This window comes from Arthrobacter koreensis, assembly GCF_035792275.1.
In the GTDB taxonomy this organism is placed as follows: Bacteria; Actinomycetota; Actinomycetes; order Actinomycetales; family Micrococcaceae; genus Arthrobacter_B; species Arthrobacter_B koreensis_A.
Genome location: NZ_JAMWKK010000003.1, coordinates 142,614 through 155,758 on the forward strand (window position 1 = coordinate 142,614; position 13,145 = coordinate 155,758).

The window sequence follows — 13,145 nt, forward strand, 5'->3', positions numbered from 1 at the left end:
ACTGCCGCGCCCCGGTGCCGTGCGTTCTGCCTCCCGGCACGTTGAAGCATGGGCTTCAGCTCTCCTCTGCGGCGTCTTCTGCAGGCTGTTCAGGTACCGTCCGCACCCGGGACAGGCGCCACACTGCCAGGGCGATCAATCCGGCCGCCAGCAGGGCCAGCAGCAGGAAGGTGTATCCGCGCAGGTACCAGAGGACGGCGAGCGCAACGCCTGCTGCTCCCCACACGGTGAACAGCCGCCTGCTTGCCAGCAGGCCGAAAGCAAGCAGTCCGGCATGGGCTACCAGTGCCCATAGCTGCTCCCCTGTCCCCCCGGAGACAACCGTGCCCAGTCCGCTCGCAGAAAGGATCACGGCCGAGGCAGCCAGCAGGAGCGTTCCCCGGTCCTGCCGGTGCCGCAGGTATTCCCACGCGGCGAGACCGGCCAGCACCACTGACCAGTACTGGACCGACCAGAAGAGGTCTGCGCCTCCGGCCGCGAACCAGAGAATCCGTTCAAGGGCCAGGGCTGCGGGCAGGCACGCCGCCTCGGCGGCGGTCTCGCGAAGGGACCGGGGAACTTCCCTGACCGCCAGGCCCAGGGCAGCCATCAGGGTGAGCGCCCCGGCAACAGCCGAACCGCTGTACTCCGCCATCGCCGGCACCGAACCGATGAGGAGGATGAAGGAGGATGCTGCTCCCATGATGCGGAGCCTCAGCCCGGAGGCATTCTGGCCAAGGGACGTGAACAGCCGCGTCGCCTGCACCACCAGGGCCGTGGCCCAGACCGCCCACAGCAGCCCATAGCCCGGAGGGAACGGCCGGCTCAGGAACTCCTGCTCGAACCCGGCAGCAGCAAGCAGTGCCGCAGCCAGCAGCAGCGGGGGCGTGCCGGCAGCCAGCCAGGGATTGCGCCGGGTGTGGGATACCGCCAGGCAGACCGCGCCAAGCAGGCCAGGTGCCAGGGCCGCAAGGATCAGGTCCACGTCCGCTGCAGCAGCGGGCAGCACAGCGAGGGAATACACCACTGAGGCAGCGAGGAGCGCGGACCCCGGCGAGCCCGCGCTGCCCAGCCGGGTATACCCTGCCAGTGCCGCCGCGGCCAGCACGGCAAGGACCAGGCCCGCGGCTGCGGCCGGCATCATCGGTTCCGGCAAGACTCCACCGGGCGCGAACTTCACGGTGCTGGAGAGGACCAGCGGCAGCGCACCGGCGGCGTACAGCCCCGCATACAGGGCGGCGAACTGCCGGCCACGGCCAAGCCCTGCCGCGCTGACCGCCAGGAGGAGAACAAGCAGCAGGGCCGTAACGTCGCGGTGGACACCGCCGGCAGCCAGCGCAGCGTACGCGGCAGGGGCTGCCGCCAGGATTGCCAGGGTGGTCCAGAGCGCTGCGGGTGCCCAGGCGGATTCAGGACGCGGCTGGAGAAGTGTACGCAGGATCTGCGCTGCCGCCACGGCCCCGCCTCCGGCAGCAACAAGTCCGTGAACGTCGGCTCCGGCGTCCCGCGCCGCCAGGACCGCCAGTACCCCAAACAGCAGCTGTGCCGCCAGAAGGTACTGCCCGCGGTGCGCAATCCGATGCCTGGCAAGGAACATAGCGCAGGCCAGGGCAGCCAGGACCAGGAGCTCGTATCCCCGCAGGCCCAGCAGTCCCGCACCGGTTAAGGCAGCGCCGCCGAACCCGGCCGCTGTCAGGGCCTCCCAGCGGCCCGGGCCGAGCAGCAGCGAGGAAACCAGGTTGGCACCAAGTCCCGCCCACAGAAGGACAAGCGCCCAGGCAGCGTACGGTCCGTCGATCAGCCTGACGGCGGGCACGGCAAGCGCTGCCGCAGCTGCCGTGCCAAGAATCAAGCCGGCGGCGGAAGGAAGGGGGGTTCCCCGGCTGCTCCTGCGGGCCGCATCCAGCTGGCTGACCATAAATGCCGCTGCGGCGCTGAGTACCATTGCCAGCTGGGCGGCCGCATCGATGAGGTTGCCGAACGGCAGTACCGCAGCGGGAACCAGGACAAGGGCTGCCAGCCCGCCCCACCGGAGGGGTTCGGCTGCACCCAGGACGCCCACCCGGCGGTGGAGGACCGTGCGCAGCACCTGGCCCGCAGCCAGTCCGATGCCCAGGGCGGCGTAGAACGCGCTGAGGAAGTTCCCCGCCGCGTCGGCTGCCAGGAGGGCCGCCAGCACTGTGCCCGCAGTCTGCGCGCTTGCAAGGTAAATGCCGCGGTGCCCAACCGAACGGTCCCGGACCAGAACCAGGCAGTAGGCAAGGGCCGCGGCGAAGACCAGCTCGTAACCCCGAACGCCGAGGACCCCGGCTCCGAGCAGCAGCGCGGCCACGAGTCCGGCAGGAGCGAGGAAAGCGAGACGGCCGTGCCGGTTCAGGACAGCAGTCAGCAGGTTAGCGGTGAGAGCCACCCACAGCACCGTGAGGGTCAGCACTGTCTCCGCTGACTGCGCCTCCACGGCACGTACACCCGCGGCCAGCAGCAGGACCAGTGCTGAAGCAGCAGCAGCGCCGGGGAAGCCTCCAGCCGTATGTGGACGCAGGGCTGCGGCAAGCTGGGCCAGCACTGCACTTCCAGCCGCGATCAGCAGCAGGACGCTGCCCGTCTCCGCGCCGGCGTCAGTGGAACGCACCAGGAAATAGGCCGGAGGCATAGCCGCCAGTACCAGCAGTGTCCCCCAGCAGAGAACGTGGACAGGGCCAAACACGGCCAGCCACCGGCCCAGAAGGATCCGCGCTGCGTGCTGCGCTGCAAGGACCGCAGCGGCCACGACGAACACGCCGTCTGTTCCCAGTCCGAGGTCCCAGGCGAGCAATCCTGCCAGGACCGTCAGCAGGACCTGTCCGGCAGCAAAGTGGTAGCCGCGCAGTGCGGGCACCACCGGCCGCAGTGCCTGAAGCACGCAGTAGGCCAGCGCGGCGGCAGTGAGCAGCTCATATCCGCGTACTCCGAGCAGCCCGGAGCCCAGGAGTGCGGCGGCGAAGAAACCCGACGGCGCGTAGGCAGCTCCCAGCGCCCGGTTGGAACGCAGGGACAGCAGCGAATAGGCGGCATTGAGCAGGACGACAATCCACAGCGCACCCAGCGCGGGTGCAGTGGATGGGGAATCTTCCAAACGCAGCGCCGCGGCGCAAACGAGTGCCGCGGCTGCAGACACAGCGGGCACCGTTCGCGGGAAGATTTCCGTCCGGCCGGCGGCTGCCGCCAGCACGGACCAGAGCTGGCTGGCCGCCGCTGCCAGGAAAGCCGCTGCCGTGGTCCAGGTCCCGGCGGTATCGGGCATCTGGTCCCGGGCCGCCAGGAAGACTGCCAGCGGAAGCACGACGGCGGCAGCAGCGCGGGCAGCCAGGACAAAGCCTGCGCGCCGCAGCCCCTGCGAGCGCGCCGCACGCAGAACGAAGTACCCGGTGATCAGGACCAGGTTCAGCAGCACCGGCCACCGGTCGGCGGCTGGTGTGAGCAGGCACGCCGACGCGGGGATGAGAACGCCTGCAGGAGCGGCGAACTCCGCCCGGCCGGAAAGGCGCCAGGCAGCCGCGCACAATGCCAGCAGGACTGCTGCCGCCGTCGCTGCAAAGAGGAACGGATTCCCTTCCCCTTCCTGTGCGTACACGGCATATGACACAGCTGCAGCCAAGCCGGCCAGGAATTGCAGCGACAGCACACTCAGGACGTCAGCAAGGTAGATCCGTGCAGAGCGCCGTCCCGGGCTGTTCGGTGCTCCGCCGGCATCCGGGCGGCGGTCCCTGTCGAGTCCGGGAAGACCGGCCCGGGCTGCAGTCCGCAGATAGCGGCCCGGAGCAGCGAAGAGCCCTGCCTCCTGCGCGCCAAGCAGAACAACCGCAGCCAGCAGCGTGGCCTGCCAGCTGTCCGTCAGGCGGTAGGTGAGCAAAGCCAGGCCCGTTGTAGCAGCAGCCCTCAGGCCATAGCTGTGCAGCAGCACCTGGTTCCCCGGCCCCTGCCAGAGCAGCACGCCGTAGTAGGCAGCGAAGGCGAGGAACAGGACGGCCAGCGGTCCCGATCCCAGATCCGGAGCCGTAAGGATGGCAGCTGCCGCGGCGGCCGGCACCAGGAACCGGTGTGCCGCAACAAAGGCGTCGAGGTAGATGTTCCCCAGCCAGGCCGGTCTCCTAACGGCTGCAAGGCTGAGGAGCGTGGCCAGCAGGACCGTGCAGATGAAATACCAGACGATGCCTGCGCGCAGAGAAGCACCCGATGCGAGGGCAGTGGAGAGCAGGAAAGTCAGTGCCAGATAGGACACCACCCGGCTCTCCAGCCGCGCGGCCGCGAAGGCGAAGGCAGCGGTTCCTGCCACCGAGGTGATCAGCCAGGCAAGGTCCGGATCCGGAAGAATCAGGTTGTAGAACGCGAGTCCCACCACGGGAACCAGGGCCAGGCCGGTGCCGGTGAACGCGACTGCGGCCGGACGGAGACTCTTCCGGCGGGCGTGGATCACCAGACCGGATGCGTAGAACAGGGCAGCGAGCGCAGCTACCCCTGCGAACCGCGCCTGCTCCGGGATGGAGATTCCGATGAAGAGCGCCGCCGCGGCTACCAGGAGCAGGCTCCCGGAGTACAGCGTGATGTTGATGTTTCGCAGGTCCCTGCGGCGTTTCTGCTCGGCCAGCTCAGCCGCTGTCCGCGGCGTCGGCGGCAGCGGCGGCACGAAACCGCGGGGCGCGGTGGATACAGGTTCGGTCAGTATGGGGTTGCCGGGCCGCGGCGTGCCCGGACCTGCGGGGGTGCGGGGCGGCAGGCCGGAAGGCTGCAGCGCATGTGCCTGCTGGGTTTGGGGCTGCGCGGCGTGTTGCTGCGCGGTTTGGGGCTGCGGCCGCGGGAGCTGGACCGGGGGGACCGGCCCTTGGCGCCCGGCCTGCGTCACCGGAGGCAGCTGCAGCGGGGGGAACTGCGCTGACCGGCTGGGCGGCAGGTACGGCTGCGACGGCGGTGCCAGGTACGGCTGCGGCTGCGACGGCGGTGCCAGGTACGGCTGCGGCTGCGACGGCGGCGCCAGGTACGGCTGCGGTCGCACCGCTGGACGCTGGGCCGTCTGCTGCGGAGCCGACTGCGCGCTCCCGCCAGCCTGGGGCTGGGCGGAAGCCGGAGCAGCGAGCCCGGCTTCCCGCAGGCCGGCCTCATAACCCTCCTGGAAGATCTGGGCAGGATGCGGCAGCGCTCGCCCGTAACCGTAGGCGTTGCCCGGCTCCCCGCTGGCCCCGGACCGGCTGAGGGACGTCAGCCGCCCCACCCCGAATCCCGCCGCTGCTACGACGAGAAAAAGAATGATCTCCCCCATGACCTGCTGCTTTCCCCCTGGACATCAAGACCCGCCTATCCTAGGCGGCCCGCGCCGTTCGTGCCCGGAGGCATGCCCTGCTGTGGAAAACCCGGGCCCTTCAGGCCAATGGCGGCTCCTCGGGCCCGGTGCGTCCGTGGCCTGTTCCGGCCCCACAGGGCAACTGGTAACGTCGGGCCCGGGGTGGCCGCCAGAGAAGGACAGCCGGCGGAAGGGCTTTACTGCCATGTATCTTTCGGTCCTGGGAACGCAGCAGCGCATCTGCGGTGAAGCACAGGTGCCCAACTCCAAATACCACGCCCACCGTGCCCTGATCCTTGCCTCGCTGGCGTCCGGGACCAGCCGGATCACCGGCCTGACCGATGCCCGGCACGTCCATTACACGGTTGCCATGCTTCGCCAGCTTGGTACCCGCATCGACGTCGACGGCGGCACCTATGTGGTGCACGGCGGCCCGTACCGCCCGGCCCGGAACGAAGTCTCCGCAGGCAGTTCCGGAACCACCCTGTACTTCATGGTCGGACTGGCAGCGCTGGGTTCCAGGGACGTCACGGTGACGGGCCAGAAGTACTTCCAGCGCCGGCCCATCGGCCCCCTGCTCGCGGCCCTGACGCAAATGGGGCTCGACGTCGACTCCCCCACCGGCTGCCCGCCCATCCGGGTGCGGGCCCGCCGCCCCTCCGGCGGTGAGGTCCATATTGCCGGGACCCTGTCCCAGTGGATCTCAGGCCTCCTGCTGCTTGCTCCGTTCGCGGAACGGCCAACCACTGTGGTGGTGGACGGATCCCTGAATGAACGCACCTACCTGGAGCTGACGGTCCAGATGATGCGTACCTTTGGCCTGCAGGTAGACGTCCGGGATGACTGGCACCGCTTCGAGATACCGGCCGGCCAGCAGGCCGTGCCCGCCAACCTGCGGATGCCGGAGGACATCGGTTCGGCGGCCTTTGGCCTGGCGGCGGCTGCCCTGCATCCATCTGACCTTGTGCTGCGCGGCCTCCGTTCCGTTACCGCCCGCGGCGCAGACCATCCCGAGGCGGACTTCCTGGACATCGCCGCTGCCATGGGACTGCCCATGGAGTACGACGCCGCCCTGGACGGGGTTCGCATCCGGCACGACGGGCTGAGGCTTCAGCCGGCGGACATCGACTGCCGCTCGGTGCCGGACATGCTGCCCGTCCTTTCCGCGATGGCTGCCTGCGCCGACGGGGAGAGCGTCTTCCGCAACGTCGCCCACGTCAGGCTCAAGGAGTCGGACAGGGTGGCAGCCATGGCGCAGCTGAACTCAATGGGCGCCGCCGTGAGGACGGCCGGCAGCGACCTGGTGGTGCGCGGCACCGATGCCCTCACGGCCGCTGACTTGTCCTCCTTCAACGACCACCGGGTGCTGATGTCCCTGGCCGTTGCCGCCTCGGGCGCAGTGGGCCGCAGCACGCTCAGCTACCCCAATGCGTACCGGATTTCCTATCCGGAGTTCCTCAACGCCATGAATTCCTTTGGCCTGCCGATGCAGGTGGAACAGGGCCCGGTCCCCCGGCGCAGTTCGGCCGGGAGATCCCGATCCTCCACTGCGCAGAATTCCGCCGTGTCACCCGAGGCCGCCTCACTTGTACCGGCCGCGGACTGGGTGCGCCGCTGGGCCCGCGAACGTCCGGGACACACAGCGGTGGCGGACGGACGCCCGCAGGTCTCAGGTCATCTGACCTGGGCCCAGCTCGACGCCGGAGCGGACAAAGCTGCCGCGCTGCTGCTGGAGCTGGGGGTGGCCCCCGGCGACCGGGTGGCGTTCCAGCTGCCCAACTGGACCGATTTTGTTCTCCTGTGCACTGCTGTGCTGCGTATCGGTGCCGTCGCTGCCCCGATCATGCCCATCTTCCGGGAGCGGGAAGTCGCCTTCGCGCTGCACCGCTCCCGTGCCGCCGTCGTCGTTGTTCCCGAAACGTTCCGGGGCCGGCACTACGCGCAGGAGCTGGAGGGGATCCTTTCTTCCGGCACGGGAACGGACCCGGGCTATGAGCTCGCGGTCCGCCATGTCCTGGTTATCGGCGGCGCCGCCCCCGCCATGCCGGGCCGGCACGGCACCACCTGGCACGGCTGGGAACAGGAACTGGCGGAAATCCACGTTGACCGGGACCGGATCGATGCTGCTGCGCCCGCAGCCGACGCCGCAGCCCAGCTGCTGTTCACCTCCGGCACCACGGGTGAGCCGAAGGCAGTGGTGCACCGGCACTCGACGCTCTCCCGGGCTGCGGCTATGCAGGCACGGCATCTGGGACTGCATTCCGGGGATGCAGTGTTCATCCCCTCCCCGCTGGCCCATCAGACCGGTTTCCTCTACGGCATGTGGCTCTCTTTTGTCCTGGGGGTTCCGCAGATCCTGCAGCCGGTCTGGGACCCGGCCCGTGCCCTGAACCTGATGCAGGGCTGGAAGGGAAGTTTCGTGCAGGCGGCCACACCGTTCCTGGCGGACCTGGTGAAGGCCGTGGAAGCCGGAGCTGAAGCCCCGGCAAGCCTGAGGATCTTCGTCAATACCGGTGCCGGTGTTCCCCGGCATTTGGCGGAGCGGGCCACCCGCGTCCTGGGAGCGTGGGTCTGCGGAGCCTTTGGCACCACGGAGACGTGCCTGGGTGCGGTGTCCTCCCCCGGCGGCGACCCTGCGCTGGTGTGGGGCACGGACGGGCAGCTGCTCCCCGGCGTGCAGGCCCGGATCGTCAGCGATGACGGCCAGCTGCTCCCGGCGGGGGCAGAAGGCAACTTCGAACTGCTCAGCCCCACGATGTTCGAAGGCTACCTGGACCGCCCGGACCTGACCAAGGAAGCCTTCACGGAAGACGGCTGGTACCGTACCGGGGACCTTGCCACCCTCGACGACGCAGGGTACCTGCGGATCACCGGCAGGGTGCGGGACGTCATCAACCGCGGCGGTGAGAAGATTCCGGTCGCCGAGATCGAACAGCTTTTGTACCGGCATCCCATGATTGACGACGTCGCCCTGGCCGCCATGCCCGATCCCCGCCTGGGCGAGCGGGCCTGTGCGTTTGTGGTTCCGGTTCCAGGTGCGAGCCCCACACTGGCTGAACTCACCCGGTATCTGGACAGCTGCCAGGTCTCCAAGCACTATTGGCCGGAGCGGCTGGAGCTGCTCGAAGACATCCCCCGGAATCCGGTGGGCAAAGTCCAGAAATTCGTACTGCGGGACAGGGCACGGCAACTGGCCGGGGGCGTCCCGGCCGGTACAGACAGGAGCCAGGCGTGATGACCACAGAGGTGACCGCTGACGGACGCGGAAGCTCGATCCCCGACACTGAGTACCAGGCGCTGCTCACCCGGGTAACCGACTGGGTGGAAGGACCCGGTGAGGACTGGGCCGAGGAAATTGAGGCCACTGGAACAGTCTCCGACGAGCTGTGGAAACAGCTCCGCACCGAAGGTTTCCTTTCCCTGGCCGCGCCGCGCACCCTGGGCGGTGCCGGGTTGAGTTTCCTGCAGTGGATGGGCCTCATGGAAGTCTTCTCCCGTTCCCATGCCTCGGTGCGGATGATCGTCCACGTACTGAACGGGACGTGGCGGGCAATGAACCCCTTTGCTGATCAAGCGCAGCGGCAGAAATTCATTCTCCCCGCTGTCGCCGGGGAGTCAGTCGTTGCCTTCACCCTCACTGAACCAGCCAACGGCAGCGGCGTGGACATCACGTCCTCGGTACGGCGCGACGGCGACACGTACTACCTCACCGGTTCCAAGCACCTGATTACCTTCGGAGTCCGCTGCGACTACTGGCTGCTCTTCGCCCGGCTGGAAGGAACCACCGGACGGGACGGCACCGTGGCCCTGCTGGTTGACCGCAATACCCCGGGCGCCGAGGTGGAGGACACGTCCAGGACCATGGGGGTGCGCGGTACCGACCACGCGTCACTGACGTTCACCAATGCGCCGGTTCCGGTGGCCAACCGGCTCGGCGCCGAAGGTGAAGGCCTGGCTGTGGCCCTGGGCGGCTTCCTCACCCCCAGCCGCATTTCCGTGGCCATGAGCTGCGTTGGCCTGGCCCAGCGCGCCCAGCAGCTGGCTGTTGCCTACGCCGGACAGCGGACGACCTTCGGCAAGCCGCTCGCTTCCCGGCAGGCCATTGCGTTCAGCCTGGCTGAAAACGCCGCAGATATCGCCGCAGCCAAAGCCCTCACCCTTACCGCCGCGGCCGCCTGGCAGAACGCCGGCCCCGAGGCCCCTGCCCTCTCCTCCATGGCCAAGCTGACGGCAGTGGACATGCTTGGCCGGGTGACGGACAAGGCCCTGCAGGTCCACGGCGGCATTGGGTACTGGCAGTCGCAGCCGATTGAGCGCGTGTACCGCGATGCCCGGGCCCAGAGGTTCGAAGAGGGCACCAATGAGATCCAGAAATCCGTCATCGCCAAGGCGATCCTCGGCGGAGCGCTGGGCTAGGGACGGCCGCGTGCCCACGGATCCGCGGCTGGGAGTCCGAAGCTATCCGCATGCCTTCGCCCCGGGCCGGATTGGCTCCATGACCCTGCCGCACCGCATCATCATGGGCAGCATGCACCTGAATTTCGAGTCCAACGCGGATGCGCTGGCCGCGTTCTACGCCGAGCGGGCAGCCGGCGGTGCGGCGCTGATCGTGACCGGAGGTGCTGCGGTCAGCCGGGAAGGGTCCGGAGGCAGGACCTATCTGGTGTGCGGGGAACCTGCCTTCACCGCCGCCGCGCGGGCCGCGCTGGCGGCAGTGCACGACGCCGGGGGGCGGCTTGCGCTCCAGCTCTTCCATGCCGGCCGTTATGCCTTTACCGACACCTACGGGCTGCCGCCGCTTGCCCCGTCCGCGGTGTGGTCCGGCTACTCCCGCGTGCTGCCCCTGGCCATGGACGAGGCGCAGATCCAGCGGACGCTCGGGGACTTCGGTGCCGCTGCCCGGCAGGCACGGGACCTGGGGTTCGACGCATTGGAAATCATGGGGTCCGAAGGCTACCTCATCAACCAGTTCGCCTCCCCGGCAACCAATCTCCGCAACGATGCCTGGGGCGGAGACCCGGCACGCCGGCAGTCCTTTCCGCTGGCTGTCCTGGCTGCTGTCCAGGACGCGGCCGGTGCCGATTTCCCCGTTATCTTCCGGATGTCCGGTGCGGACCTCGTCGATGGCTCCGGTCCGCCGGAGGAATACAGGGCACTGGCCGGCGTGCTGGCTGAGGCGGGGGCCCACGCCCTGAACATCGGAATCGGCTGGCATGAGTCCAGGCTGCCTACCGTCCAGTCACTCGTGCCGCACGGCAGCTGGCTGCCCGTCGCCGCACGGATCCGCGCAAGCCTGCGCAGCCATGGGAGCCTCATACCCGTGATCGGTTCGAACCGCATCAACTCCGTGGCACAGGCCAACGACGCGCTGGCCGCCGAAAGCGTGGACTTCGTGTCGATGGCACGCCCGTTCCTGGCGGATCCGCGGATCCTGGCAAAGACCGAAGCGGGGCGCGCCGATCTGGTCAACACCTGCATTGCCTGCAACGAAGCCTGCATCGACCGGTCGCTGGGCACGGCTTCCGTGTCCTGCCTGGTCAATCCCAGGGCGGGACGGGAACTTGAGTTTCCGGCGGCCGCCTTCCCTGTCCCAGGCCCGGCAGTGGCCGTTGTGGGGGCAGGCCCGGCAGGTCTGCAGGCTGCAGCGACACTCGCCGCAACAGGTGCAGTGGTCCACCTCTTCGAGGCCGAAGGAGAGATTGGCGGGCAGTTCCGCCTCGCCCGGAATGTACCCGGGAAAGCCGATTTCGCGCACACCATCCGTTATTTCGCCGGCGAACTCCCCCGGCTCGGGGTAAGGATGCACCTCGGCGTCACTGCCGGTGCAGCAGAGCTCCGGGGCTATAGCCACGTTGTGGACGCAACCGGAGTGCGGCCCCGGGACGTGAAGCTTCCAGGCTCCGGAGTTCCGGTCCTGGACTACCGCCAGGCCTTTGCGGACCCGGGTGCGCTCCCCGGCCGCATCGCCGTCGTCGGCGGCGGAGGCATCGCCGTGGACCTCGCGCACCTGCTGCTGCAGGCTGGCTCCAAACGTCCGGAACCTGAATCAGGACCACGGGCCGCAGCGCGCTTCATGCGCGAGCACCTCAGCCCGGACCCGCAGCTGCGGGGCACTCGGCAGATCACGCTGCTGCGCCGAGGTTCCCGCATCGGTGAAGGGATCGGACCGACCACACGCTGGGCGGCGCTGCAGGCCCTGCGCAATGCAGGCGTAGTGCTGCGAACCGGCATCAGCTACCGGGAACTGGTACCGGGCGGCCTACTGATCGAAGATCCGGAAGGGGCTTCGGAACTCATTGCGGCAGACGCCGTCGTCATCGCCGCCGGCCAGGTGGAGAACACCGCCCTGCAGCGCGGGCTCGCTGCGGCAGGCATCCCCCACACTCCCATCGGCGGGGCTGCCTCGGCTGCCGGCCTTAATGCCGTCCGTGCCTTCGCCCAGGGGCTTGAAACCGGAGCGGCCGTGGCGGCACGCCTGGCAGCGCAGGCCCCGGGCATGCAAAAGGGCCCCGCTGCCGTAGCAGCGGGGCCCTTCAATGCTGAACCGTATGGTCCGGCGTCAGAACATCAAATTACTTGATGATCTTGGTGACGCGGCCGGATCCAACGGTGCGGCCGCCTTCGCGGATAGCGAAGCCGAGGCCCTCTTCCATTGCGATCGGCTGGATCAGTTCAACGGTCATTTCGGTGTTGTCACCGGGCATAACCATTTCCGTACCCTCGGGCAGGGTGATAACACCCGTGACGTCGGTGGTGCGGAAGTAGAACTGCGGGCGGTAGTTCGAGTAGAACGGGTTGTGGCGGCCGCCTTCATCCTTGGACAGGATGTAGACGTTGGCCTCGAAGTCGGTGTGCGGGGTGATGGAACCCGGCTTGACGACAACCTGGCCGCGCTCTACGTCTTCGCGCTTGATGCCGCGGAGCAGCAGGCCACAGTTCTCGCCGGCCCATGCTTCGTCGAGCTGCTTGTGGAACATCTCGATACCGGTAACCGTGGTCTTCTGGATCGGGCGGATGCCAACGATCTCGACCTCGGAGTTGATAGCGAGGGTACCGCGCTCGGCGCGGCCCGTAACAACGGTGCCACGGCCGGTGATGGTGAAGACGTCCTCGATCGGCATCAGGAACGGCTTGTCCTTGTCGCGAACGGGGTCCGGAACGTTGTTGTCAACGGCTTCCATGAGTTCTTCGACGGACGCAACCCACTTGGGGTCGCCTTCCAGTGCCTTCAGGCCGGAAACGCGAACGACGGGAGCGTTGTCGCCGTCGAACTCCTGGGAGCTCAGCAGTTCGCGAACTTCCATTTCCACGAGGTCGAGGAGTTCCTCGTCCTCAACCATGTCGGACTTGTTCAGCGCGACCAGCAGGTAGGGAACACCAACCTGGCGGGCAAGCAGAACGTGCTCGCGGGTCTGAGCCATCGGGCCGTCAGTGGCGGCAACCACGAGGATTGCACCGTCCATCTGAGCAGCGCCGGTGATCATGTTCTTGATGTAGTCAGCGTGGCCCGGGGCGTCAACGTGTGCGTAGTGACGCTTCTCGGTCTGGTACTCAATGTGCGAGATGTTGATGGTGATACCGCGCTGGCGCTCTTCCGGCGCGGAGTCAATAGCAGCGAAGTCGCGCTGCTCGTTCAGGTCAGGGTACTTGTCAGCAAGCACCTTCGAAATGGCAGCGGTCAACGTGGTCTTTCCATGGTCAACGTGACCAATGGTGCCGATGTTGACGTGCGGCTTAGTCCGCTCGAACTTTGCCTTCGCCACGGGTTCCTCCTAGAAAGGTTAGAAGACTCAATCACCAGCCGCGCTTCTCGCAACTGATCCGATACAAGTCTACTTGGGGCTGTTTA

5 protein-coding genes are annotated in these 13,145 nt (G+C 68.0%); 3 read left to right on the forward strand and 2 right to left on the reverse strand.

What is annotated here, in order from left to right; genetic code table 11:
* Nucleotides 1-55: 55 nt before the first annotated feature.
* Nucleotides 56-5,275: a hypothetical protein gene (locus NGB94_RS04225; protein WP_325789281.1), complete on the reverse strand. Its 5,220-nt coding sequence runs from the start codon at nt 5,273-5,275 to the stop codon at nt 56-58.
* A gap of 226 nt (nt 5,276-5,501) precedes the next feature.
* Between NGB94_RS04225 and aroA the strand changes: the two genes are divergently transcribed.
* The 3 genes from aroA to NGB94_RS04240 are packed head-to-tail and all read left to right on the forward strand — an operon-like array spanning nt 5,502 to nt 11,876.
* The gene (gene aroA, locus NGB94_RS04230; protein WP_325789283.1) at nt 5,502-8,531 is read left to right on the forward strand and encodes a 3-phosphoshikimate 1-carboxyvinyltransferase; all 3,030 of its coding nucleotides are present in this window, start codon (nt 5,502-5,504) and stop codon (nt 8,529-8,531) included.
* Nucleotides 8,531-9,712, forward strand: a complete 1,182-nt coding sequence (locus NGB94_RS04235; RefSeq protein ID WP_325789460.1) for an acyl-CoA dehydrogenase family protein — start codon at nt 8,531-8,533, stop codon at nt 9,710-9,712. The genes aroA and NGB94_RS04235 overlap by 1 nt, the downstream gene beginning before the upstream one ends.
* Nucleotides 9,713-9,722: 10 nt before the next feature.
* The gene (locus NGB94_RS04240) at nt 9,723-11,876 is read left to right on the forward strand and encodes an FAD-dependent oxidoreductase (RefSeq protein WP_325789284.1); all 2,154 of its coding nucleotides are present in this window, start codon (nt 9,723-9,725) and stop codon (nt 11,874-11,876) included.
* On the opposite strand, the gene tuf is transcribed toward NGB94_RS04240, so the two are convergent.
* Complete coding sequence (tuf, locus tag NGB94_RS04245) at nt 11,869-13,059, reverse strand: elongation factor Tu (protein ID WP_055239344.1); 1,191 nt, start codon at nt 13,057-13,059, stop codon at nt 11,869-11,871. The two genes, NGB94_RS04240 and tuf, sit on opposite strands and share 8 nt — an antisense overlap.
* Between the last annotated feature and the right edge of the window lie 86 nt (nt 13,060-13,145).